General features: G+C 59.5%; 23 protein-coding genes. 11 read left to right on the top strand and 12 right to left on the bottom strand.

All coding sequences use genetic code 11. From position 1 onward, the window contains the following. Positions 1-33: 33 nt before the first annotated feature. A complete protein-coding gene (locus RBB77_RS04825) occupies positions 34-1200 on the top strand; it encodes an FAD-dependent oxidoreductase (RefSeq protein WP_353065115.1) in 1167 nt (388 codons plus the stop codon). An 8-nt stretch (positions 1201-1208) separates the two neighbouring features. Here the strand turns inward: RBB77_RS04825 and RBB77_RS04820 are convergent, their stop codons facing one another. Then, positions 1209-1670: a hypothetical protein gene (locus tag RBB77_RS04820; RefSeq protein WP_353065113.1), complete on the bottom strand. Its 462-nt coding sequence runs from the start codon at positions 1668-1670 to the stop codon at positions 1209-1211. A 272-nt stretch (positions 1671-1942) separates the two neighbouring features. Between RBB77_RS04820 and miaA the strand changes: the two genes are divergently transcribed. Next, complete coding sequence (gene miaA, locus RBB77_RS04815) at positions 1943-2932, top strand: tRNA (adenosine(37)-N6)-dimethylallyltransferase MiaA (RefSeq protein ID WP_353065110.1); 990 nt, start codon at positions 1943-1945, stop codon at positions 2930-2932. Between the two features lie 24 nt (positions 2933-2956). Here miaA and RBB77_RS04810 read toward each other — a convergent pair whose 3' ends face one another. Next, positions 2957-3886 carry a hypothetical protein gene (locus RBB77_RS04810; protein ID WP_353065108.1) on the bottom strand — a complete coding sequence of 310 codons (930 nt, stop codon included), beginning with the start codon at positions 3884-3886 and terminating at the stop codon, positions 2957-2959. Positions 3887-4010: 124 nt separating this feature from the next. Here RBB77_RS04810 and RBB77_RS04805 point away from each other — a divergent pair, with 124 nt between their 5' ends. Together RBB77_RS04805 and RBB77_RS04800 are read left to right on the top strand one after the other, a co-directional pair. After that, a complete protein-coding gene (locus RBB77_RS04805; RefSeq protein WP_353065106.1) occupies positions 4011-5231 on the top strand; it encodes a glycine C-acetyltransferase in 1221 nt (406 codons plus the stop codon). A 131-nt stretch (positions 5232-5362) separates the two neighbouring features. Beyond that, a complete protein-coding gene (locus RBB77_RS04800) occupies positions 5363-6274 on the top strand; it encodes a hypothetical protein (protein WP_353065105.1) in 912 nt (303 codons plus the stop codon). 118 nt (positions 6275-6392) lie between these two features. Here the strand turns inward: RBB77_RS04800 and RBB77_RS04795 are convergent, their stop codons facing one another. Then, positions 6393-7499 (bottom strand): alpha/beta hydrolase family protein, encoded by a 1107-nt coding sequence (locus RBB77_RS04795; protein WP_353065103.1) that lies wholly within the window; start codon positions 7497-7499, stop codon positions 6393-6395. 278 nt (positions 7500-7777) lie between these two features. Here RBB77_RS04795 and RBB77_RS04790 point away from each other — a divergent pair, with 278 nt between their 5' ends. Further along, the gene (locus tag RBB77_RS04790) at positions 7778-8119 is read left to right on the top strand and encodes a VOC family protein (protein ID WP_353065101.1); all 342 of its coding nucleotides are present in this window, start codon (positions 7778-7780) and stop codon (positions 8117-8119) included. 59 nt (positions 8120-8178) lie between these two features. Here RBB77_RS04790 and RBB77_RS04785 read toward each other — a convergent pair whose 3' ends face one another. The 4 genes from RBB77_RS04785 to pyrR form a co-directional block, all read right to left on the bottom strand. After that, positions 8179-8682 carry a hypothetical protein gene (locus RBB77_RS04785; RefSeq protein WP_353065099.1) on the bottom strand — a complete coding sequence of 168 codons (504 nt, stop codon included), beginning with the start codon at positions 8680-8682 and terminating at the stop codon, positions 8179-8181. Between the two features lie 201 nt (positions 8683-8883). Next, a complete protein-coding gene (locus RBB77_RS04780) occupies positions 8884-10188 on the bottom strand; it encodes a dihydroorotase (RefSeq protein ID WP_353065097.1) in 1305 nt (434 codons plus the stop codon). Next, the gene (locus tag RBB77_RS04775) at positions 10185-11177 is read right to left on the bottom strand and encodes an aspartate carbamoyltransferase catalytic subunit (RefSeq protein WP_353065095.1); all 993 of its coding nucleotides are present in this window, start codon (positions 11175-11177) and stop codon (positions 10185-10187) included. The genes RBB77_RS04780 and RBB77_RS04775 overlap by 4 nt, the downstream gene beginning before the upstream one ends. Before the next feature lie 39 nt (positions 11178-11216). Continuing rightward, on the bottom strand, positions 11217-11792 hold the full coding sequence (gene pyrR / locus RBB77_RS04770) for a bifunctional pyr operon transcriptional regulator/uracil phosphoribosyltransferase PyrR (RefSeq protein ID WP_353067578.1): 576 nt from the start codon (positions 11790-11792) through the stop codon (positions 11217-11219). Positions 11793-12090: 298 nt separating this feature from the next. Here pyrR and RBB77_RS04765 point away from each other — a divergent pair, with 298 nt between their 5' ends. After that, positions 12091-13593: an FAD-dependent monooxygenase gene (locus tag RBB77_RS04765; protein ID WP_353065093.1), complete on the top strand. Its 1503-nt coding sequence runs from the start codon at positions 12091-12093 to the stop codon at positions 13591-13593. Positions 13594-13669: 76 nt separating this feature from the next. On the opposite strand, the gene RBB77_RS04760 is transcribed toward RBB77_RS04765, so the two are convergent. Further along, a complete protein-coding gene (locus tag RBB77_RS04760; RefSeq protein WP_353065091.1) occupies positions 13670-14356 on the bottom strand; it encodes a hypothetical protein in 687 nt (228 codons plus the stop codon). Between the two features lie 161 nt (positions 14357-14517). Then, the gene (locus tag RBB77_RS04755) at positions 14518-15144 is read right to left on the bottom strand and encodes a hypothetical protein (RefSeq protein WP_353065089.1); all 627 of its coding nucleotides are present in this window, start codon (positions 15142-15144) and stop codon (positions 14518-14520) included. A 298-nt stretch (positions 15145-15442) separates the two neighbouring features. Between RBB77_RS04755 and RBB77_RS04750 the strand changes: the two genes are divergently transcribed. The 3 genes from RBB77_RS04750 (at position 15443) to RBB77_RS04740 (ending at position 17591) form a co-directional block, all read left to right on the top strand. After that, complete coding sequence (locus RBB77_RS04750) at positions 15443-16573, top strand: NADH:flavin oxidoreductase/NADH oxidase (RefSeq protein ID WP_353065087.1); 1131 nt, start codon at positions 15443-15445, stop codon at positions 16571-16573. 119 nt (positions 16574-16692) lie between these two features. After that, positions 16693-17211 carry a MerR family transcriptional regulator gene (locus RBB77_RS04745; protein ID WP_353065085.1) on the top strand — a complete coding sequence of 173 codons (519 nt, stop codon included), beginning with the start codon at positions 16693-16695 and terminating at the stop codon, positions 17209-17211. Positions 17212-17213: 2 nt separating this feature from the next. Further along, positions 17214-17591: a hypothetical protein gene (locus RBB77_RS04740; RefSeq protein WP_353065083.1), complete on the top strand. Its 378-nt coding sequence runs from the start codon at positions 17214-17216 to the stop codon at positions 17589-17591. 131 nt (positions 17592-17722) lie between these two features. On the opposite strand, the gene RBB77_RS04735 is transcribed toward RBB77_RS04740, so the two are convergent. Further along, on the bottom strand, positions 17723-18658 hold the full coding sequence (locus RBB77_RS04735; protein ID WP_353065081.1) for a YeiH family protein: 936 nt from the start codon (positions 18656-18658) through the stop codon (positions 17723-17725). A 79-nt stretch (positions 18659-18737) separates the two neighbouring features. After that, positions 18738-19661, bottom strand: coding sequence for a LysR substrate-binding domain-containing protein (locus tag RBB77_RS04730; protein ID WP_353065079.1), 924 nt, complete (start codon positions 19659-19661; stop codon positions 18738-18740). Positions 19662-19735: 74 nt separating this feature from the next. On the opposite strand from RBB77_RS04730, the gene murJ reads away from it, so the two are divergent. Further along, the gene (gene murJ, locus RBB77_RS04725) at positions 19736-21382 is read left to right on the top strand and encodes a murein biosynthesis integral membrane protein MurJ (RefSeq protein WP_353065076.1); all 1647 of its coding nucleotides are present in this window, start codon (positions 19736-19738) and stop codon (positions 21380-21382) included. Between the two features lie 17 nt (positions 21383-21399). On the opposite strand, the gene iscX is transcribed toward murJ, so the two are convergent. Beyond that, complete coding sequence (gene iscX / locus RBB77_RS04720; RefSeq protein ID WP_353065074.1) at positions 21400-21615, bottom strand: Fe-S cluster assembly protein IscX; 216 nt, start codon at positions 21613-21615, stop codon at positions 21400-21402. Positions 21616-21693: 78 nt separating this feature from the next. Between iscX and RBB77_RS04715 the strand changes: the two genes are divergently transcribed. Continuing rightward, positions 21694-22767, top strand: coding sequence for a PGN_0703 family putative restriction endonuclease (locus RBB77_RS04715; protein ID WP_353065072.1), 1074 nt, complete (start codon positions 21694-21696; stop codon positions 22765-22767). The last annotated feature ends 8 nt before the right edge of the window (positions 22768-22775 follow it).

Raw genomic sequence — 22775 nt, 5'->3', positions numbered from 1 at the left:
GGTACCTATGCAATTAAATCTTATGGAGTAACAATGAATAAAAATGTCCAGATCGCCATCGTAGGAGCAGGCCCCGGCGGTCTAACCCTCGCTCGCATTCTGCATCTTCACGGCATCCCTGCAACCGTATTCGAGCGCGAGGCCTTCTCCGCCGCCCGGTCCCAGGGCGGCTCACTCGATATGCATGCCGACACTGGCCAGTTCGCAATCCAAACCGCCGGCCTCACGACCGAGTTCAAACGCATCGCCCGCTATGAAGATCAGGAGGGGCGAATCTACGACAAGCACGGCAAGCTGCGGTTTCTCGATGTCGACACTTCAGCCAAGGATCGACCCGAGGTAGACCGCGGACACCTTCGCCAGATGCTGCTCGATTCGCTTCCACAAAGTGTCGTCCAATGGAACCACGAGCTCAGCTCCGCGACACAAAACGACGACGGAACGTTCGAACTCGTATTCGGGAACGGAAACCGCAAATCCTTCGACCTCGTCGTCGGCGCCGATGGCGCATGGTCTCGCATACGTCCTTTGGTATCGCCGGCCCGGCCCATCTACAGCGGTGTCATGTTCGTTGAGCTGGGCATTGACGATGCCGACAAGCGTTATACAGAGTTAGCCCAACTCGTCGGACGCGGCTTGATGTTTGCCCTTGGCGACTCTAAAACGCTGATGGGTCATCGAGACGCCAACGCGCACCTCGGCATCTACACCGCGATGCGCGTCCCCGAAGACTGGGTGCAGACAAGCGGGCTCGATTGGTCGTCAAACGAAGCTGCGAAAGCCAGCCTCGCCGCCCACTTCGCCGATTGGTCCAAGGAGTTGCTGCAACTCATCCACAAATCGAGCGCCAACGGCGAGAAAATCGCACCGCGACCCATCTACGCCCTGCCCGTCGGCCACCGGTGGCCACATCAAAGCGGCGTAACCCTCATCGGCGACGCCGCTCACCTGATGTCTCCCTTCGGTGGCGACGGAGCAAATCTAGCCATGCGCGACGCAACAGATCTGGCCCTCGCGCTCATAGAAGAGAGCGACTGGAAGACAGCTATTCAAAGAGCCGAGGTCGCGATGTGGACCCGCGCAGAACCCGCAGCAGAGGCTGCGTCGGATGCAATCCAGGACACCTTCTCGGAAGATGGTTTGGCCCACACTCTTCAAGTCATGGAAGAACACAGCGGAGTACAACGCCTCAGCTCATAGCTCACGATTCAACGAACGTAAGAAAACGTGCCGCACAAATCTGCCGAGTTCGCGATCGCATTCAACGTGAACTCCGGCACGTTTGGCCCTGAGAAAAACGCCACCTTCAGGCTGCGTCCCGCAACGTAAGTGGCCATCCACTGCGTATCCTCAGTGCCACAGAGAGTGTTGTGATGCATGAACTTTTTCGATGACGGAATATTAAGCCGGTAGAGATTACCGCTCCCGCCGGCTGCGCTGTCTGTATCAAACACCGCGCTCACCTCGCCAGGTTCGAGACGACGTATCTGCGCAATCACAAAACCGGTGAAGTTGATCGATATTTTTTCGCCAGAGATCGCTATATCACCCGTAATTGACTGGGCAGTTGAACTCTCCGCTCTCCACATCCCCTTCTCCTGCGCCCCAGCAAACACACCGCAAACCAACACCGATCCCAAAACCGCGCACAACAATATCTCACACTTCATACCTTAAGGATCACACTCAACCGGTCTTTGGGCAACTTTCACCCGCTCACGGACGGTCATGCTTCGACCAGGCCCCGTCATCTATCATCAAGGAAAGGCATCAGAGGCAACACACCGGCTACCACCATCGCACATCAAACCCCATCGAAGCCCCTCGGGACCGAACGCCGCCGACAGATTCGCGGCCTTCTCCTGCTTGCGTTGGCCGTCTTCCTCTTTACTCTCCTCCGAGCCGACACACACGCCATCTTCCATCAAGGCTGGTGGCGTCTATGGTGAAGGCCCCCGAGCACCCACTCATCGTTCTGGTCGGCCCGACCGCCAGCGGCAAAACCTCCCTCGCCATTCATCTAGCCCAGCACTCCAACGGCGAGATCGTCAGCTGCGACTCGGTCGCCGTCTATCGCGAGATGGAAATCGGCACCGCCAAACCCTCACACGAAGAGCGCGTCCTCGTCCCTCATCACATGATCGACATCGCATGGCCAGACGAGCCCTGCACCGCCGGCGACTACAGCCGCCAGGCCCGCGAAGCCCTCGCCGGCATCACCGAACGCGGCAACCTACCCATCATCGCCGGAGGTACTGGCCTCTACCTCCGCGCCTTAGTCGACGGCCTCTTCCCCGCCCCGCCACCAAAGCCCGGACAACGCGACCGCCTTCGCAACATCGCCTCCACCCGCGGTCCCGCCTACCTCCACCGCATCCTCGCACGCCTCGATAAAGCCGCTGCCGCCGCCATCCACGCCAACGACGTTCCCAAGGTTGTCCGCGCAATTGAGGTCTCCATAGCAACGAGCCAGAGCCTCCACCAAAACAAGCGCACGCCCATGACGGTCCAATGGCAGCAGGGTCGCGACGCGCTCACGGGCTATAGCATCCTGCGCCTCGGGCTCAACCCACCGCGCCCTCTCCTCTACGAACGCATCAATCAACGTGCCGCCGCCATGTTTGACCGCGGCCTCATCGAAGAAACCGAGCGCCTCATCGCCCGCTATGGCGAAGCCTGCCGACCCCTCACCTCGCTCGGCTATGCTGAAGCCGCCGCCGTCCTGCGCAACAACCTCACCCGCGACCAGGCCATCGCCCAGGCCCAACAGGGCCATCGCAACTACGCCAAGCGCCAACTCACCTGGTTTCGCCGCGATCCCGAAATCCACTGGCTAGCCGGCTGCGGCGGCGATATGGACGTCACAAACCAGTCCCACCGGCTGGTCTCCGCACATCTTCACAAACAAGAAAAAGCCCACCCGCAAGGATGAGCTTTTCTTCAACAATCAGCAAAATCAAGAAGGCTGAATCACCAGATTATCCGCCAGCTTGAACCGCACAATCGACTCAGCAGGTATCTCGATATCCCGATTTCCGGTCAACCCACTCAGCAATGTTCCACCGCCACCACCAACCAGCCCACCGACCAGCAGCCCAACGCCGCCCGTAGCTATGCCGCCAATCAACATCCCGGCTCCAGCACCGCCGCCAATAATCGCAGCGGATCGCTTACCCTTCCCTTTCTTCGTTTGCGTCAAATCCGCGGTATCCAGGGCATATCGCGTCCCATTCAACGTGATATAGGTAAGCCGCAACTCCAGAATCGAAGATCCTTTGAAGTGTCCCCTTCGGTGTGAAGTCACAACGACTCCGTTCACCGGAGCACCCTTCGGAATCACCACACGATCTCCCTTCCCCACGACTGGCTCGACGACCTCTCCAGTAAATCGATCTCCCGCATGACTGGTCTTCACGCTGATGTGCTGATTGATGCGAATCGTCAGATTCGTCCCTGCCGCAACCCTCACATCCGCGGGCCGCACAATCGGCGCTGCCCCCGGAGCGGGCGCCATCACAGGTTGCCCAGAGGCATCCGTCTGCCCCGCCGTCACAGGCTCCCCAGTGGCCGTCTGTCCCGCATCAGGCGGCACAGTTCCAGGCGCAGTAGCAGGCGTATTCGCCGCCACAGGAGCTACTGAAGCTGCTGGTGTCGTTGTCGTCGTCACCGCCTGGGTCGTCTGTCCCGGAGCTGGTGGCTGCACTGTGGTTGTAGTCACGTTGCCATTCCCATCGGTCGAAACCACCTGTTGCGCCTGTCCCGTGGCTGCGGCCTGCTTCTTAGCCTGATCAACCGCGGCATCCTGCTTCGACTTGCAGCCGCCCAACATCACCAGCGCTAACATCAATGGACCAGCAAGTTTTCTCGCATATCTAAAATTCTTCATCGCGTCCTCGTCCTGAAATCGAAAGGTTTTGCCATCGCGAACGACTCTTCGCAAGCGGCTCATTTCATAGGATGCTGATCCCGTTCCAGAGACCGCCCAGCCACAAAAGGATTAAGATATATTCATGACCACCGCAGCCGCCAAACGCCCCCAGCTTGCCCATCTCACCGCTCAACTCGACGACCTCCGCGAGCGCGGTACCTTCTTCAAGCTGCGCGTGCTCGACGACCAGCAGGCCCCCGTCTGCACCTACGACGGCAAACGCGTCATCAACCTCGCCTCCAACAACTACCTCGGTCTCTGCAACCATCCCAAGCTCGAAGAAGCCGCCATCGCCGCCACAAAGAAATACGGCGTAGGCTCCGGCGCCGTCCGCACCATCGCCGGCACCATGCACATCCACATGGAGCTCGAAGAAAAGATCGCCGCCTTCAAAGGAGTCGAAGCCTGCGTCGTCTTCCAGTCAGGATTTGCCGCCAACGCCGGCACTGTCTCAAGCATCCTCGGCAAAGAAGACTTCATCCTCTCCGACGAGCTCAATCACGCCAGCATCATCGACGGAGCCCGCCTCTCCAAAGCAAAAATCAAAGTCTTCCGCCACAAAGACATCGCCCACGCCGAGCAGCTCCTCCAGGAAGTCCAGAACGAGCCCGGCCGCAAGCTCCTCATCACCGACGGCGTCTTCTCCATGGACGGCGACATCGGCCCTGTCGACAAGCTCGCAGACCTCTGCGAAAAGTACGGCGCCATCATGATGGTCGACGACGCCCACGCTTCAGGCGTTCTCGGTCGCAACGGACGCGGCTCCGTCGATCACTTTCACGCCACCGACAAAGTCGACGTACAGGTCGGCACCCTCTCCAAAGCTATCGGAGCCCTCGGCGGCTACGTCTGCGGCAGCCGCGACCTCATCGACTACCTCTACCACCGCGCGCGCCCCTTCTTGTTCTCCACCTCGCATCCACCCTCAGTCGCCGCCACCTGCATCGCAGCCTTCGACATCCTCGAAAACGAGCCCGATCGCATCCAGCGCCTCTGGGACAACACCGCCTACTTCAAGCAACAACTCACCGACGCGGGCTTCGACGTAGGTGGCAACACCACCCCCAAGAGCGAAACCCCCATCACCCCCATCATCATCGGCGACGGCCGCCGCACCATGGACTTCTCCCGCGCCCTCTTCGACGCCGGCGTCATGGCCACGGGCATCGCCTTCCCCACCGTCCCCGAAGGCAAAGCCCGCATTCGCACCATCATGACCAGCGAACACACCCGCGAACAGATCGATCAGGCGCTCGAAACATTTCGCTCTGTCGCTAGGAAAACAGGGCTCTTACAGTCATAATCTCCCTCCGCATCACCACTCACCCAATGGATAGTGCAGTATCGAAGCAGACGCCTGTCCGCAAAACGGCCCTATTTTCACCAAATCTCCATCTTTTCGAGACTATTCAGATAAATATGCGTCTTAACAGTATGCCCTGTAATCTTTGTCAACCCAGGCTAACCGGCCTGCTGGTTGGCGCAGCACTCTTAATCAGCCTTCTTGGGGCATCTCGTAGCCTTCACGCTCAGCAGCCACTCCCTGCCAACCCCCTCGCCGTCTCCGCCACCGAATCCTCCAGCCTCGTCTCCGACGACGCGGACACTCCGGCAGCCAAAGCCCCCACCCCAGCAGATGCTCCAGTCACCCTCGCCTCTGCCGATCTTCCCGATGCACCCAGCGCTCTGCTCTACCCGCAAATCACTCCGCAGCAGCCCGTAGAAACGAGCAATCCCGACGCCGTCAGCGCCAACGGTACCCAGCAGACGAAGCGCATCCTCGGGATCATGCCCAACTTTCGCTCCGTCTCTGCCGACGTAAAACTTCCGCCCCTCAGCGGAAAGGATAAATTCATCATCGCCGGCAAAGACACCTTCGACTACTCCTCCTTCTTCATCGCCGGCATCCAGGCTGGCTTCGCCATGAATGGAAACTCTTACCCCGAGTTTCATCAGGGGCTCAAAGGCTACGGCCGCTACTACTGGCACACACTCGCAGATACCATCGACGAAAACTTCATGGTCGGCGGCCTCGGCCCCATCGTCTTCAAACAAGACAACCGTTTCTACACCCTCGGCCACGGCGGCTTTCCCAAACGCGCTGTCTACGCCTTCAGTCGCGTCCTCATCTCTCGCCAGGACGACGGAGACGCCACCTTCAACTTCTCCGAAGTCATCGGCTCCGGCGCAGCCGCTGGCGTCTCCACGCTCTACTACCCCACCAAGTACCGCACCTGGACCAAAGTCGGCCAGAAGTGGCTAACAAGCGACCTCATTGATGGCGCCAACTTCCTGCTCAAAGAGTTCTGGCCCGACATCAACAAGGCCGTCTTCCACACCCACTAAGCCAGATCGTCTTTTTACTTTCTACCAACCCCAACTGCGTCATCTCGACCGAAGCCGCTCACAGATTCGCCCGTGAGCGGTGCAGTTCAAAGACAGCATCTCCCCTTCGCAGTCCCCTTCACCGCAAGTTCCTGTCAAAGAACTTCACCGCCATCTCAGACACTGTCGTATGCGCCTTCTCGCGATCCACTCCCGCAGCATCCCCGCAATACACCGGAAGCTTCGTCTTCCCCGCATCGGTACAAGTATCTAAGAACGTGTAATGCGCCACACCGCCCGGCAACACCGTCAGGTGCGCATTCGGCATCAACGCCAGAAATCTTCCCGCATTGGTCGCCACCGGAGCTATCCGGTCCGCTGATCCCACCACCATCGACACCGGAATCGTCACCTCGCTAAACCCATCTGCATCGAACGCCTGTCCCACAGCCGGAGCAATCGCAAACACCGCACGAACGCGCTGGTCCCGATAGCTCGCACCTCCACGCGCCATCGACTCAGCGCTGCTCGCTCGTACCTTCGCCAGCATCCGCTCCGGGTCACCCATGTTCTTCATCTCGGGCACCACACACTTGTGCAGCGTAGGGTCAGTCTCGCAAGCCTTCAGAAACCGCTCCTGATCCGTGCGCGCACCCGCCAGCTCCAGCACCGTATATCCGCCAATCGAGAACCCCGCCGCCCCAATCCGGCCCTCGTCCACATGCGGCCCGAACGTCGAATCGCTCAGCAACGCATCCAGCGCATCGCTGATATCGGTCGCCCTCTCCCACCACAACACAAACCCCTCCGCGGTATAAGGCTCAAGCGCATTATTCCCAGGATGATTCACCCCAACCGCAATATACCCGTGACGCGCCAGCACCGTACCCAGCCAGGCCAACTGCAGCGCCGACCCACCCGTCCCATGTGACAGCATCACCACCGGAAACTTTGCAGGCGCTGCCGCAATCGGAGCATCCACCGCCGCACTCCCGGCCAAAAATAACGGATTCCCCGGCGGCCCAATCGCCGACGGCTCTTCATGAACCGCCGCATCCACACTCACCGGATACCAGATCGTCGTAATCAGCGCCTCGGTCGTCGCCCCTCGCCAGTTCCGCGCATGCGCAGGTTTAAAAACCCGCGAACTCGTCCCCACCTCATACGTCGTCGCACCAAACCCGGCCCGCGCAACCACCACCGTCAAAACAAGAATCAGCGTCGCCGCCCACCGCAAAGTTCTCATGCGTCACTATACGAAATTGCTCTCACTCCGTTCCAAGCTTCTCGTCTTTTCACAACCCCCTTTCGATCGCTCGTTCTCTATCGCATCCCGTAAACCAGCAAAGGAGTCCGTTATTGCAGCCGTCCATCCCTATGATTTCGTTGACCAAGCCACCATCCCGTTTTATGTTGAATCTGTCCCTCGCGAGGCCGGATCCGCCGGTCTCTACCTGCCCCGCTAACCACTTCGCGGCGGAGCGGATGGAGGAGTCAGCGACGCGCATCTCCCTGAGGACAATCATGCCTAACTTAAAAATCGTCTACCTCGAGCTACCAGCTCAAGAGCTGGCTGCAAGCCGGGACTTCTACGCCAACCTCTTCGGCTGGTCCTTCCAGGCCTACGGCCCCACTTATGCCGCGTTCTCTGAGAGCGGCACCGAAGGAGGCTTCAACGCCGACCCCGCCGAACGCACCAAAGCCCCGCTACCTGTCATCGAATCGCAAAATCTCGAAGAGACCGAGCAGAGCATCCTGAAAGCCGGCGGCAAGATCACCCTCCCCATCTTCAGCTTCCCCGGCGGTCGCCGCTTCCACTTCATCGACCCCGCCGGCAACGAACTAGCGATCATGCAGCGCGAATAAAGTATCCCGCGGCACAACGCGGCCTTCCGCATACTTGCCGTGGAGGCCGCGAAAAAAAGTCATCTCATGGTTTGAGAAGGCGTTTCAATCTGCTTGAGTATCTGTGCTCGTTCTGCATTCAACACATCGATTCGGTCAACCTCATCGAGCCCCGGATACTTTTTGGAGGTTTCGTAGGACAGAGCTTCGAGATACCTATCCTTTTCAGGATCGAACTTATAGGCCTTCACTACATATCGATGTTCGGAAAAATGCGTCTCGCCTTCAGCCCAGTCGAAGTCAGCAGTCACCAGAATCGGAAAATTCGAAACGGTCGCAATCTGCCAAACAGCTCTGTCGCTCTGGTTCGTCACTCCGACGTACGGCAGCAAATTCACAATCCTCCCATCTGCTCCATATCGCAAAATGGCGAGACGATCCAACGTGCCGCTTCCCCCGCCTGAGAAATGCGCCGAAAACAAAACCACTGATCCGCCGCCGGTGACAGGAACCTTCTCTCCAATAGGGTCGAGACCGAACTCATACGTCACAGAACCGCCGGAGTATCCGTTGTTCGATGGCATTTGAAAACAGGTCCCTACCGCTTTCAAAAGACAAAGCTTCGCACCCGAAGTTGGGAAACCATCCGAATCGGTCGCACCTGAAAGGAGTTTGAAACTCGGAAAATCCGCGTTTCGTACCTGATGCGAGGGCTGCGCGTAAGAAGCCGCGAGCAACATCGCGCCCGCCAAAACTCCGATTGAACTCCGCATAAAACGAAGCATCTATCCTCGGTATACGAGAGTGCCTTCGCTAATCGTTGCCACGACCCGACCCAGCATCGGCGCGCCGTCAAACGGAGTATTACGCGACTTCGACCTGGACTTCACCGCCTCAAAATTCCACTCCGCCGCCGGATCGAACACCACCACATCCGCAAAGCTATCCACTCTCAGCGTCCCACGCCCGTCGAGCGAAACAACCCTGGCCGGATGCGCACTCATCAACTCAATCACACGCGAGATCGACATCCCCTGGCCCTTGTGCAACACCCGCAACGCCAGCCCTAGCGCCGTCTCCAGCCCCGTAATTCCATTCGGCGCACGCTCAAACTCCTGCTCCTTCTCAAACAGCGCATGCGGAGCATGATCGGTCGCAATACAATCCACCGTCCCATCCATCAACCCGGCAATCATCGCCAACCTGTCCGCGTCATTCCGCAGCGGAGGATTCATCTTCGCATTCGTGTCGTATTCCCCAATCGCCTCATCCGTCAGCGTAAAGTGATGCGGCGCCACCTCGCACGTCACATGCAACCCTTCACGCTTCGCCTGACGAATCGCCTCCATTGCCTTCGCCGTCGATACATGCTGCACGTGCAAATGCGGCCGCAACCCATCATGCTGCTCGATATCCTTCAACAAGCGAACATCCCGCTCCACAATCTTCGACTCCGCCTCCACCGTCATCCCGCGCAGCCCCAGCCGAAATGCCACCGGCCCTGCGTTCATGCTGCATCCGCCCGTCAGCCGCGTATCCTCCGCATGCTGCGACACCGGCACACCAATCCCCGCCGCAGCCACCAGCGCCGCACGCATCACACGATCAACCAGCACCGGCTTCCCATCGTCAGTGAACCCCACAGCCCCCGCCCGCTGCAGCTGATGAAAATCCGTGATCTCCTCCCCCAGACTTCCGAACGTCGCCGCCGGCATCGCAAACAGCTTCACGCAAGCCCCACGCGCGGCATCCAACATCCACTCCAGCCTCGCAACCGTATCATTCACCGGCACAGTATTCGGCATCGCCACCACGCTCGTAAACCCACCCGCAGCAGCGGCCGCCGTCCCCGTCTTGATCGACTCCTTATAAGTCTGCCCCGGCTCCCGCAAATGCACATGTACATCCACCAGCCCCGGCGCAACGATCATCCCCTTCGCGTCAATCGTCTCCTTCGCCTTCGCCACCCGCAGAGCCCCTGGCATCTCCACCGCAGCCACCCGCCCATGCCGCAGCAGCACATCCCGCTCCGCATCCAGGCCACTCGACGGATCCACCACCCGCCCATTCAAAATCAATATGTCACTCATACCGTTACACTCTCAAATCCGCCCACGCCCAGCGCCCTCACCAGCAACGCCGTCCTCACCGCCAGCCCATGCCGCACCTGATCCTCAATCGCGGAGTTAGGCCCATCCGCCACCTCACCCGCGATCTCCAGCCCACGAATCATCGGCCCCGGATGCATCACCAGAGCCTCCGGCGACCGCGCCGCCAACCGCTCCTCATCCAACTGATACCGCGAAATATAGTCCCCCAGATCCAGCTCCAGCCCCGCCAGCCGCTCCCGCTGAATCCGCAGCATCATCACAACCTGCGCCTGCTTCAACGCCTTATCAAAATCCCGCTCAATCACCACGCAGCCACTCGCCCCATGGACGCCCAACCCCAGCGCATCCTCCGGCAACAACTCCTTCGGCCCGCACAACACCACCTTCGCTCCCAGCCGCGGCAGCAACATCGCATTCGATCGCGCCACCCGGCTATGCAGAATATCCCCCGTAATCACCACCGTCACGCCATCCAGCGTCTTCCCGTTCACCAGCCGCCCACCCACACCCGACAGCCGCGCCAGCATCGTCCGCAGATCCAGCAGCGCCTGCGAAGGATGCTCATGCATCCCATCCCCGGCATTCAACACCGGCAGCCCCGTCGCCTTAGCCAACAAATACGGCGCCCCAGAGTTCGCATGCCGAAGCACAATGCACTCCGCCCCCAGCGCCCTCAGCGTCAACCCCGTATCCTTCAGGCTCTCGCCCTTCTCAATCGAAGAAGACTTATCGCTCACCAGCGTCGTCATCGCCCCCAGCGACTTCGCCGCCAGCTCAAACGAAGTCCTCGTCCGCGTGCTCGACTCATAAAACAGCAGCGCAATCCGCCGCCCCGCCAGAATCCTCGCCCGCTCCGCCGCAGCCATGCGTTCCAGCCGGTCCGTCGCCGCCAGAATCGCCGCCACATCCTCCACCGACAGGTTCGCCACCGTCAGCAAAGAACCCGCAGCATACTCAGAACTCTTCATCACACGAGAGCTTTCCACTGCCGTCCTCGAAGCCACCCGTCAATCCACCACTTCAACCAGCAGCACCTGCTCCTGCCCATCGACCTCGTTCAGCTTCACCTCGATAATCTCCCGCTTCGATGTAGGAATAAGCCGCCCCACGTACGTCGCCTCAATCGGCAACTCACGATGCCCGCGATCGATCAACACCAGCAACCGCACGCTCTTCGGCCGGCCATAATCAAACAAAGCATCCAGCGCCGCCCGAATCGTCCGCCCGGTATACAGCACGTCATCCATCAAAACGATGTCGCGCCCTGTCACATCGAACCCGATCGCCCCAGGCGTCACCTTCGGCCTCGGCCCATCGGTCGAAAGATCGTCGCGATAAAAGCTGATATCCAGCACCCCCACATCCACCGGATGCTTCTCAATCTTCTCGATCAGCTTGCCCAACCTCTCCGCCAGCGGAACCCCTCTCCGCTTGATCCCCACCAGGCCGACATTCTTGCTGCCGCCATGTTTTTCCACGATCTCATGCGCCAGCCGCACCAGCGTACGCTCGATCTCTGAGGCCGACATCAGCCTGCCCTTTTCACGAAACTTCGGCTTCCGAACTTCAGTATCTTCACTCATACGATTGCGCTTGATGATATCAGCCCACCCACCCAAAAGAACAACCAGCCACCCAACCAATCCGTCGTTACCACTAAGCGCTGCGGCTCCAGCGCTTCCGACAAGCCGCCTTCTAAGAATCATCACGCCGAGTTGATTCTGGCCCTCAGTGGGAGTACATTTTCTTGGTATTTCCCGTTATTAGTTACCGTCCTCGATCTCATACTATTTGCCGTGCATATCTCCGAGTCGCCCAGCAAATCTGTGCCGCTCCGTCTTAAGTAAGGCTGTCATCGGCCAGAAAGAGGAATCGCACGTTATGAAGACAGATGTTCTCATTGCAGGAGCAGGGCCAGTCGGGCTCACGATGGCATCCGAGTTGTCCCGTTATGGCTTATCCGTTCGTCTTGTCGACAAAAACACGCAGCGTACCGATAAATCGAAGGCCATTGTCTTGTGGGCTCGCACACTGGAGCTCATCAATCGGATGTCCCCGAACTGCGCGGATCGCTTCATCGAGACCGGACTCAAAACCGAGTCAGTCAATATCCTCTCCGGCAGCGAACATATCGGTCACGCCGACATGAAGGAAGTTGACTCCAAGTACAAGTTCGTTGTGATGATTCCTCAGAGCGATACAGAGCGCCTGCTGGAAGAGCATCTTGCCACCTTCAACATAAAAGCGGAGCGGCAGACTGAGCTGACAGATTTCAAGGAGACTTCCGATGGTGTGACTTATGTGCTGAAACACGCCGACGGCAGCGAAGAGACCGCAGAGGCCTCGTGGCTCATCGGCGCCGACGGTGCTCACAGCATCGTAAGGCACAAACTCAACAAGGAGTTTCACGGCAGCACCCTTCTCAGCGACTGGATGCTGGCCGACATCTATCTCACCGGAGTACAGGGAACTCCCGCCATCAACATCTATTGGCATGCTGATGGAATTCTCGCGCTCTTTCCGCTCCAGGGAACGAGGCACCGCATCATCGCAAATGTGGGAGAGTCTTCCGGCCCGATCGGCGAAGGCAACCGCCCTGCTCCTACAGTCGAAGATATCCAGCGTGTTCTCGACACGCGCGGCCCTGGCGGAATCAAGGCCGAGGATTCCGTGTGGCGGTCGAACTTCAGCATCAACGAGCGCAAGGTTGACGACTACCGGTCCGGCCGCGTCTTTGTCGCCGGCGATGCTGCGCACGTCCACAGCCCCGCGGGCGGTCAGGGGATGAACACCGGTATGCAGGATGCATTCAATCTCACCTGGAAGCTGGCGCTGGTGTCGCGCGGCATCTGCCAGCCTGAGCCATTGCTGAGCAGCTATAGCGCCGAGCGTAGCCCAGTCGCAAAAGTGCTCCTTGAATTCACCGGCAGAGCCACGGAGGCGGCACTGCTTCGCGGCGGCGTCAAGCAGTCTATCCGCAACCATGTAGCGTCTCTTGTCTTAGGCTTCGCGCCTGTCACGCACACAATGGCGAATTTGCTCTCGGAGATATCGATTGGGTATTCAGACAGTCCTTTGAACGCGCACACACAGCACCCGCGCCATGGCGTCAAACCAGGTAAGCGGGCTCTGATTCGTGAAAATGAGCCGCCTGTCGGCTTCGGCGATGCTCCGCGATTTGCTCTCTTCGCGGAATCCAACAACTTGCCCTCAGCCCTGCTACTAAAATACAGCGCTCTCCTTGAGGCCACGCCACGCGCTCCTTTATCTCCCGATAGTCTTTCGCTGGTTCGTCCTGACGGATACGTCGCTCTTGCCACAAAGAGCGGTGATTGGAACGCCGTTGATGCTTACCTCAATCAGTTTTTGCCGAAGGCAAGTTGACTGGCCTCCATGTCAGGTGTCACTTCAAATCAAAATGAGACGGCAAGGGGCTTGTGAAGCTTCTCCGGTTCTCTTACTACGCCGAAACCTTCCGCCGCATCCGCATAAACCCACCCAGCGCCCCGCCAACGGTCGACAGCACCAGCAGGACTCCCGAAACCATCGAGAACCCCGCCAGCATAATTCCCGCCCTCACCTCAGGCGAATACAGAAACCGCACCATCTCGGGCGGTTGCGGCGCAGCTGCAGCGGCCTTCTCAACCTGAGTATGCAGCGTCTGCGTCAGTTCCGCATCGAACCCCGCCATGCTATGCAGCCCAAACCTCGCCACCAACCCCGCGCCCGCCATCGCAACCGCAAGACAGGAGACCAGCGCCAACCCAACCACCACGCCGATCCGCGCACCCACTCCCGCATCCATCCACGCCAGCGGTCTCCGCTTCTGATACAGCGCCAGCGTAATCATCGACCCACTGATCGTCCAAAGCCAGCTTATCGGCGACACCAGCTGCACCTTTGCCGAAATGACACTCAGCACCCCCGCCACTCCCGCGACTAACAGCGCACAACGAATCGCCGTCTTCCACTCGACCTGTTGCGGGCTGGGCGGTGGCGCGGCGCCCGTAGTGCTTCCCTCGGCGCCGTTGTTCTGCTCCTCGTAGTCCTGCAGATAGATCTGCGGCGAACCGCAATGGGGGCAGAATGGCGACTCGCCCACACTGGCCGAAAGCTCGCCTCCGCAACGATGACAATACTCATGCATATCTTATGAAGCTACCCCACCCAACAAAGCGCGGCAAGCGCCGGGAATGTATCCCAGCTTCTAAATGCATCACGCGATTTTCTCATTGCGACCAACGGGAGCGGCAACCGGAGGGGTACATAAGTCACGAAGTGACCGCCCCGCGCGCAGCGGGAGCACCGTCACTGCTTGCTAGAGTCCTCGTCGTCGCCAACCGACACACGCCCCGGCAGATCCAGCGCCACCATCCCGATCTTCGTCCCACTCCCATCCGGATCGATCCCGACGATATGCTGGTGCTGCTTCGACCCAGCCTTCAGCTCCAACTTGCCCGACAGATCGTTATCCACTTTGATGTGATTCTTCTGATCGTCCGCGCAGGTCAACCCCTCTGCCGTTCGCGTCTGCGAACTCACCGGCTTGTCGTTCTGGCACTGAATCACATCGCCATACCGCCCCAGCGCCTTGCGATAAAACGCCGTCACCAGGTCTGGACTATCGGGCGTCGTATAACTGGCCGCCTTCACCTTCAGCGTAAAACTGCCAAAGCTCAAATTGATATCGGCCGCCCCGTCGTTCTTATCCTTCTTCTTCACCATCACCGCTCCCGGATACACCGGCAGCCCAATCCCCTCAACACCAGCCGCTTCGTTCGTCTTCACCGACATCCCGCCAAACGGAGTGGCGATCTTCACATTATCGGCATCGCCGTGTTTATCGTTCTCGATCCGGCAGCCGTTCATCAGCATCGTCGACGCCGCGATCGCCGCTAACAACATCGCTGCCGCAACACCTTGGTTCACCCGCATCTCAGCCTCCATCGGTCAGGAAACAATACGCCTTCTCGAACCTTCTGGTTCCGTTCTTCAAATTATCCGAAAAAATGTGAAATTGATGGCGTATTTTTCAACCTTCAAAATCTCGCGGTCTGCGCACCACGTTCACCACGCATTCCACCACATCTTCACCACAAAAAGACCACAAAAATCTCCACCTTTTCCCGAAACCCCTCCCAAAAACCTTCAAAAGACCCACAGGAAAAATTTAATTGGCCGTGCGAAGTTCCTCCAGCCACATCCACCGAGCATTCAACTACATCTAAAAGTCGTGACCCAGCCAACCGACCATCTCTTCGCCCCCCTCAAGCTCCGCAGCCTCACTCTGCCCAACCGCATCGCCGTCTCCCCCATGTGCGAATACTCCTCCATCGACGGATTCGCCAACGAATGGCATCTCGTCCACCTCGGAAGCCGCGCCGTCGGCGGCGCCGGCCTCATCATCACAGAGGCCGCAGCGGTAAACTCCGAAGGCCGCATCACCCCAGCCGACCTCGGCATCTGGAAAGACGAGCACATCCCCGAACTCAAGCGCATCACCACCTTCCTGCACCAGCACGGCACCTACGCCGGCATCCAGCTCGCCCACGCCGGCCGCAAAGCTAGCATGTCCGTCCCATGGGAGCCCACCCGCACCATGCCCGCCTCTGAAGGCGGCTGGCAGCCCGTCGCCCCCTCCGCCATCCGCTTCGACGAGCCCTACCCGCTCCCCACCGCACTCGATCGCGCCGGCATGGACAAGATCGTCGCCGACTTCCTCGCAGCTGCCCATCGTGCCCTCGCCGCCGGCTTCGACCTCGTTGAGATCCACTCCGCCCACGGCTATCTCCTCCACCAGTTCCTCTCTCCGCTCTCCAACCACCGCACCGACGAGTACGGCGGCAGCTTCGAAAACCGCACCCGCTTCCCCCTCGAAGTCGTCAAAGCCGTCCGCGCCGCCTGGCCCAAACACCTGCCGCTTTTCGTCCGCATCTCCGCCACCGACTGGGCTCCCGAGTCCCTCGGTGCAAGCTGGGATCTCCCCCAATCCGTCGCCTTCTCCAAACTCCTCAAACAGGCAGATGTCGATCTCGTAGACGTCTCCACCGGTGGCAACCACCCCGCCCAGCAGATTCCCGTCGGCTCCGGCTATCAGGTCCACCACTCCGACACCATCCACCGCGAGGCCCAGATCCCCACCGCTGCCGTCGGAATGATCACCGAACCAGCCCAGGCCGACCAGATCGTTCGCACCGGCCAAGCCGACCTCATCCTGCTCGCGCGAGAGCTCCTCCGCAACCCCTACTGGCCTCTTCACGCCGCCGCCGTCCTCCACCAGTCCACCACCTGGCCCGTCCAGTACCTCCGCAGCGCCCGCGGCAAAACCGAGCCACGCCAACCCGTCTTCACCCCAGGTGCCTGAAAATTCAACAGTCCTAACCAGGGAAAATTACAAACCGTGCCATCGCGAGTGGCCTATACTGGCAGCAGCCGGACCATAGGCCACCCCCGCCGGAAAGGCGGCCCTCGGAGCTTCCTGGCATGGCGCAGCACCAGCCAATCCGCAAAACCACCCCAACCTCCGGGTCCGACATCCCGGACAAGCTCTACTTCCGCATCGGCGAGGTCGCCAAGCTCTGCGACGTCCCCGCCTACGTCCTCCGTTTTTGGGAGAGCGAGTTTCCTCAACTCAAGCCGCACAAGGGCGGCACCGGCCAGCGTCTCTACCGCCGCCGCGACGTTGAAATGGCCCTGCGAATCAAGAGCCTCCTCTACAACGAGGGCTACACCATCCCCGGCGCCCGCCAAGTCTTCAAAAGTGAGCTCAAACATCGAGAGCCGCAGCTGGCCCTGACCATCGAAGGCACCACCCCCAGCGTCGACTCGCGCCAGCTCCAGAAACTGCACAAAGATCTCCGCGACCTTCACTCCCTGCTCTCCAAGTCGCCATCTCGCCCCACCATTCACCCCATCCGCGCCCCCCGCACGCCCAGTATCTCGCGTCGGACTCCGCAAAAGCTGTTCGATCTCCCACTTCTTCCCGAAGACAATAAAAGTTGAAGATGAAATTCAGCACCGATAACAGCAACAGCTCCCGCCGCAGACGTCATTCTTCTCACGAACGCGAACCATTCTTCGGAGTCGATCCTCAAAACGGGGCCCCCATCCGATGCCAGTTCTGCACCGGCCAAAGCTTCCGTCGCTCCAGCCTGCGCTCTCAAGATCTCACCGAAATCCTCCTCATGCGATACCCCGTCCGTTGCCTTCGCTGCAGCCAGCGGCAACTTGTCAGCTTCACCGTAGCCAGCCTTTCGATCTCCTCCAGCATCAAAATCAATAAGCGCCGCCATCGGAGCGGCCTACCCGAACACTGGAAGGATCCCTTCAAAGACGGCGGCAGCAAGCAACCCCAAGCCACATCGAATCAACAAGACCACTAAACAAGATCCAGCCGATTCGCGCACACACCAGTGGCAGTGAGGTGCCAGAAAAAGCTGAAGCCCCTTTTATCGATTTTGAGAGATAAGCCTTAGCTTGATCCTTACACTCACATTAGGGATCCGCTAGTTCCTCACAGCGAAATCCACCCCACATGGATCGCCCACAGCGACAAGCTCGCCACCACAATCCAAAGCGTGATCCCCTGCACCATCGGCCTTACGCCTACCTCCTTCAGCGTCTCTCGCGTAATGCCTGTCCCAATCAGAAACAGCACAACCGTCAACGCCGCACGTCCCAGTCGGTTCAACGCTGAAAACAACGGCACCATCTGCGGCATATACCGCGGCAGATAACTCGCCGCCACCGCCGCGAAGCAGAAGTACAAGATGAACCAAGGCCAAGCTACCTTCGCCTTGCTCTTCTTCAACATCGCCGTAGCAATCGCCAACGGCACAATCCACAACGCCCTGGCCAGCTTCACCGTCGTCCCCACTGCCAGCGCCGTTGGCCCATACTTCGCGCCTGCGCCCACCACCGAGCTCGTGTCATGAATCGCCAGCGCCGACCACAACCCAAACTGCGTCTGCGAAAAATTCATCAGGTGTCCAATCAATGGAAACAGCAGCAGCGCCACAGAGTTCAGCACAAATACCGTCCCCAGCGAGACAGCCATCTCCTCTTCATTGGCATTCAGCACCGGCCCCATCGCCGCAATCGCGCTCCCTCCGCAGATCGCCGTCCCAAAGCTGATCAGCAACGACTGCGTCTTGCCCACCTGTAACAACTTACCCAACGCAACTCCCAGGCACAGTGCAAACGTAATGCTGATCGCCGTATACATAAACCCCGACGCACCCGCGTGCACGACCTCCTTCAGATTCATCCCGAATCCCAGGCAAACCACCGCGGCCTGCAACAAAAACTTGGAAAGACACCGGCTCTCCCCGTGAAACGTATGAACCGTACTCAAACCAAACGCGAGACCCGCTGCCAACGCAAGGGGAGGCCCGATCAATCCGCTCGCTGAAACAATGATCCCGATATAAAAGAGATTCTTCTTCCACATGCTTAAAGCATGCGCGTCCCCCACACCCACCGTCGAGACGTACTTTCCAATCGCCGATAAGTATTACTTATCGAGCCGATCAGCTAATTGCACTCTTTGCGCCCATCGCAAACCGCTGGAACGCAGCCGCAGCCCCTGTCATCTCAGCTCCCGCCAGCCTCACAAAGCTGAAATCCCGTCGAATCTCCAGCCCCTTCACCGCAACCACCCTTACCGTCCCCAGCCGCAGGACCTTTCCGACCGCCCACCGCGAAACAAAGCCCACCCCAAGCTCCGCCTCCACGCCCGAGATAATCGCCTCCGTCGAATCCAGCTCCATCGCCACCTGCAGCGACCGCAACGGCAGCCCTACCTTCTTCAACGCCCGCTCCACCACCCGCCGCGACCCAGACCCCCTCTCGCGCAACAACAGCGGCACCTTCGCCAGCTCTTTCTGTTCAATCTCTCCGCCCTTCCGCGCGGCCCACGCATGGTTCGGGCTAACAATCAGCACCATCTCATCCTGTGTCATCGGCTCGGTCTTCACCTCTCTCCGCATCGCCGGCCCTTCAATAATCCCCAGCGCCACCTTCTTCTCCGTCACCGCCTCCACAATCTGTTCTGTATTCCCACTCACCAGCGAAAGCTTCACCTGCGGATACTGCTTCAAGAATGCCCCCAGAATCCTCGGCAACAGATACTGTGCCACCGTCGTCGAAGCCCCCAACCGCAACGGACCAACCGTCTCATCATTCAGAGCCGCCAGCGCCCGCCGCGCCTCCACCATCGTCTCCGCCGCACGATCGGCATACCCCAGCAACACCCGTCCCGCCTCAGTCAACGAGATCTGGCTCCCATGTCCACCACCTCGAGCCCGATCGAACAACTGCACGCCAGCCTCTTCCTCGAGCGCATGAACGTGCTGACTCACCGCCGGCTGGCTCAGATGCAGAACCTCCGCCGCCTTGCGAAAGCTCAACTCCTCCGCCACCGCCCGAAACACCCTCAGCCGAAAGTTCTCCAAACTCTCTCCCTTCCCGAACGAACCAGCCCCGCCACCCATCAGCATAAGCCCACCCGATAAAATCAAATCAACCCGTGTCCATCAACGAAGATCCCAATCCGGCCGTCAACCCTCTCGAATCCGCTACCCTCGAGCCCCTCATCGCAGCCCCCGACACCGCACGCAACCCTCGCCGCAGCCTCTTCGCCATCTTGCGCCCTTCCTCTCAGTCAGCCTTCTCCGCCACGCTTCTACTGATGGTGTCCACGTTCCTCTCCGGGGTCCTGGGCCTGGTCCGCACCTACTACATCAACCGCATCTTCGGAGCCAGCCCCGAAACGGATGCCTACAACGCCGCCTTCCAGCTCCCAGACATGCTCGCCTACTTCCTCGTCGGCGGCGTCGTCTCCATCTCGCTGGTCACCATCCTCAGCCGCTACCGCGCACAGAACGACGAAACCGGTGCAGACCGAGCCCTCTCCATCATCCTCACCGCAATGGCGACAGTGCTCCTCATCGGCATTGTCCTCGCTGAAATCTTCGCCCCCTACTACACCCACATCGCCTTCCGCGGCTTCGACCCCCATCGCGCCGCCCTCTGCACCACCCTCACCCGTCTCCTGCTCCCCGCACAGTTCTTCTTCTTCTTCGGCGGAGTCATCGGCTCCCGCCTTCTCGTCCGCAAGATCTTCCTCTACCAGGCCATCAGCCCGCTCATCTACAACTCCGGCATCATCCTCGGCGCCATCTTTCTCCATCAACGCTTCGGCATCTACTCGCTCGCCATCGGCGTTCTTGCCGGAGTAGTCCTAGGCCCCGCCACCCTCAACCTCTTCGGCGCACTTCGCGACGGACTCCGCTACACCCCCATCCTCAACCTCCGCCACCCGGCCTTTCTCGAGTGGCTCCGCCTCACCTTCCCCCTCATGATCGGCGTCTCCCTCGTCACAGCCGACAAGTGGATCCTCAGCTACTTCGCGTCGAACGACGTAGGCGGCATCTCCCTCCTCACCGTCGCCAAAACCCTCTTCACCGCCCCCATGGGCATCCTCGGCCAGGCCGCCGGCGCAGCCTCCCTCCCCTTCTTCTCCGCTCTATACAGCCAGCGCCGCTTCGACGATTTCGCGTCAGCCGTCAACCGCTCCGTCTCCCGAGTCATCGCCGCATCCTTCCTTCTCGGCGCATGGATGATCGCCCTCGCCAACCCGATCGTCAATCTCTTGCGCGGCTCCTTCACCCCCGCAGAAACCCACGCCACGGCGCTCTACTTCACCCTCTTCACCCTCTCCATCGCCTTCTGGGCCGCACAGGGAATCTACGCCCGCTCCTTCTACGCCGCCGGCAACACCATCACCCCAGCCACTGCTGGCTGGATCGTCACCCTCGTCTCCATCCCCATCTACGCTCTTCTCTTCCGCTCTCTTGGACTCAAAGGCCTTACCATCGCCTCCGACATCGGTATCGTCATCCAGACCCTCACCCTCGCGCTCCTCCTAAACCGACGCAAGCTAGTCCGCCTGTCCGGCCTCGAACTGCGCGAGTTATCCGGCGCCCTGCTCGCCGCCGTCATCAGCTTCGCCGGAGCCGCCGCCGTCGTCCACTTCATCCCTTTGCGCCACGGCCACGTCAGAGATCTACTCATCATCGCAGCCGCCACACTGGTTTGGGCCGCGCTCTGCTTCGCAACCCTCCACCTCACCGGCTCAAAACTCCTTCATCAAATCCGCTCCCGCATCGCCTGACTGCAGTCAAAGACTGCCTACTTCGCATCCTCATACTCTTCATTCCACGCCGTCTGAATCGCCTCCAGAATCCCCTCATTCGACTTAGCCGGATCTCCCGCAAATCCCGGCAACCCCGTCACATACTTGTGCAAATCCGTAAACCGCACAGAATACGGCTCAATCTCCGGATACTTCTCCTGCAACTGAATTCCAATCTCTTCTGCATCGGTCCAATCAAACTCAAACGCCATAACATCCCCCGATAAAATAATTTTCGAGCAGCTACAGCCGCTGCCACACAAAGACTACAAGAAATCGGCTACAGTTTTATGACTCAAAACCCTCTAAGCGCTCCAGCCCGCTGGTCAGCGTCACTCCTTCGCCGCGACCTGAACGCTCGCGCCCAACATCTCGCCCTCACCGGCAAACTCCTGCACGAGCAAACCACCGGCTCCGAGCCCAGCATCATCTTTGGCCGCGATGAACAAGCCGAGCAAGCACGCCACGGCAACTTCCATCTCGCCAGCTACACCGCCATCTGCGCCAACTCCGAATGGTCCCGCCGCCTCACCAAAGCGCACACCGCCCACCGCCGCGTGCGCGCAAGGGCCGACTGGCAATGGATGGAGCTGGACTGCGCCAACAGTTCAGACGCGCTTCTGATGAACATCTTCTGCCATCCCGATGTCTTCTCCAACAACCGCCTCAACCCCACTGTCGCAAACCTTCTAGGCATCCCTTCAGACACCCAACCAAACTTCGGCATCCACCCCGGCGTTCCACTAAAAAAATCCACAGCCAGCCGCAGAAAAAAAGCAACACGCTCCACCCAACAAAAGTCCACAGCATCTATCTTCAACAAACCCCACGTCCCCACACAACCAGAAGAACCAGATCTCCTCAAAGACCGCACCGAGATTGACCTCCAACTCGGCAATCTCTTCCTCGAAGCCAAGCTCACCGAATCCAACTTCCAGACCGCCAGCCAACGTCTCATAGAACGCTACCGCGATCTCGAAACCATCTTCGACATCGAACGCCTACCGAAGAAGACCATCACGTCAGCTCCAACGCACCCGCCCACCGAAGACTTCGCCGACCTCGAAGAGCCCACCAGCACAACTTCAGGCACACCCACTCCAGCACGATCCCGCACAGTAATCCAGGGCTACCAGCTCATCCGCAACGTCCTCGCCGCCTTCGACTCCGACGCATCTTTCTGCGTCCTCTGCGACACCCGCCGCCACGACCTCATCGAGACTTGGTACTCGATCCTCGCCGCGGTCCATTACCCCAGCTTCGCCTGGCGCCTCAAGCTCCTCACCTGGCAGGAACTAAACACCGCGCTCCCCGAAGATCTGCAAAACTTCCTCGAAGCAAAGTACGGAATCCTTCCCGCCTGAAGATCCAC

Origin of the sequence: Tunturibacter psychrotolerans, assembly GCF_040359615.1 — a bacterium.
In the GTDB taxonomy this organism is placed as follows: Bacteria; Acidobacteriota; Terriglobia; order Terriglobales; family Acidobacteriaceae; genus Edaphobacter; species Edaphobacter psychrotolerans.
Note: the sequence above shows the minus strand (reverse complement) of the source record. Positions and strands in the feature narration are given on the sequence as shown.

Bases quoted from the DNA above. Each gene is read 5' to 3' on its own strand.
- RBB77_RS04825 (WP_353065115.1), top strand. From the start codon at position 34: ATGAATAAAAATGTCCAGATCGCCATCGTAGGAGCAGGCCCCGGCGGT.
- RBB77_RS04820 (WP_353065113.1), bottom strand. From the start codon at position 1,670: ATGAAGTGTGAGATATTGTTGTGCGCGGTTTTGGGATCGGTGTTGGTT.
- miaA (WP_353065110.1), top strand. From the start codon at position 1,943: ATGGTGAAGGCCCCCGAGCACCCACTCATCGTTCTGGTCGGCCCGACC.
- RBB77_RS04810 (WP_353065108.1), bottom strand. From the start codon at position 3,886: ATGAAGAATTTTAGATATGCGAGAAAACTTGCTGGTCCATTGATGTTA.
- RBB77_RS04805 (WP_353065106.1), top strand. From the start codon at position 4,011: ATGACCACCGCAGCCGCCAAACGCCCCCAGCTTGCCCATCTCACCGCT.
- RBB77_RS04800 (WP_353065105.1), top strand. From the start codon at position 5,363: ATGCCCTGTAATCTTTGTCAACCCAGGCTAACCGGCCTGCTGGTTGGC.
- RBB77_RS04795 (WP_353065103.1), bottom strand. From the start codon at position 7,499: ATGAGAACTTTGCGGTGGGCGGCGACGCTGATTCTTGTTTTGACGGTG.
- RBB77_RS04790 (WP_353065101.1), top strand. From the start codon at position 7,778: ATGCCTAACTTAAAAATCGTCTACCTCGAGCTACCAGCTCAAGAGCTG.
- RBB77_RS04785 (WP_353065099.1), bottom strand. From the start codon at position 8,682: ATGCCATCGAACAACGGATACTCCGGCGGTTCTGTGACGTATGAGTTC.
- RBB77_RS04780 (WP_353065097.1), bottom strand. From the start codon at position 10,188: ATGAGTGACATATTGATTTTGAATGGGCGGGTGGTGGATCCGTCGAGT.
- RBB77_RS04775 (WP_353065095.1), bottom strand. From the start codon at position 11,177: ATGAAGAGTTCTGAGTATGCTGCGGGTTCTTTGCTGACGGTGGCGAAC.
- pyrR (WP_353067578.1), bottom strand. From the start codon at position 11,792: ATGAGTGAAGATACTGAAGTTCGGAAGCCGAAGTTTCGTGAAAAGGGC.
- RBB77_RS04765 (WP_353065093.1), top strand. From the start codon at position 12,091: ATGAAGACAGATGTTCTCATTGCAGGAGCAGGGCCAGTCGGGCTCACG.
- RBB77_RS04760 (WP_353065091.1), bottom strand. From the start codon at position 14,356: ATGCATGAGTATTGTCATCGTTGCGGAGGCGAGCTTTCGGCCAGTGTG.
- RBB77_RS04755 (WP_353065089.1), bottom strand. From the start codon at position 15,144: ATGCGGGTGAACCAAGGTGTTGCGGCAGCGATGTTGTTAGCGGCGATC.
- RBB77_RS04745 (WP_353065085.1), top strand. From the start codon at position 16,693: ATGGCGCAGCACCAGCCAATCCGCAAAACCACCCCAACCTCCGGGTCC.
- RBB77_RS04740 (WP_353065083.1), top strand. From the start codon at position 17,214: ATGAAATTCAGCACCGATAACAGCAACAGCTCCCGCCGCAGACGTCAT.
- RBB77_RS04735 (WP_353065081.1), bottom strand. From the start codon at position 18,658: ATGTGGAAGAAGAATCTCTTTTATATCGGGATCATTGTTTCAGCGAGC.
- iscX (WP_353065074.1), bottom strand. From the start codon at position 21,615: ATGGCGTTTGAGTTTGATTGGACCGATGCAGAAGAGATTGGAATTCAG.
- RBB77_RS04715 (WP_353065072.1), top strand. From the start codon at position 21,694: ATGACTCAAAACCCTCTAAGCGCTCCAGCCCGCTGGTCAGCGTCACTC.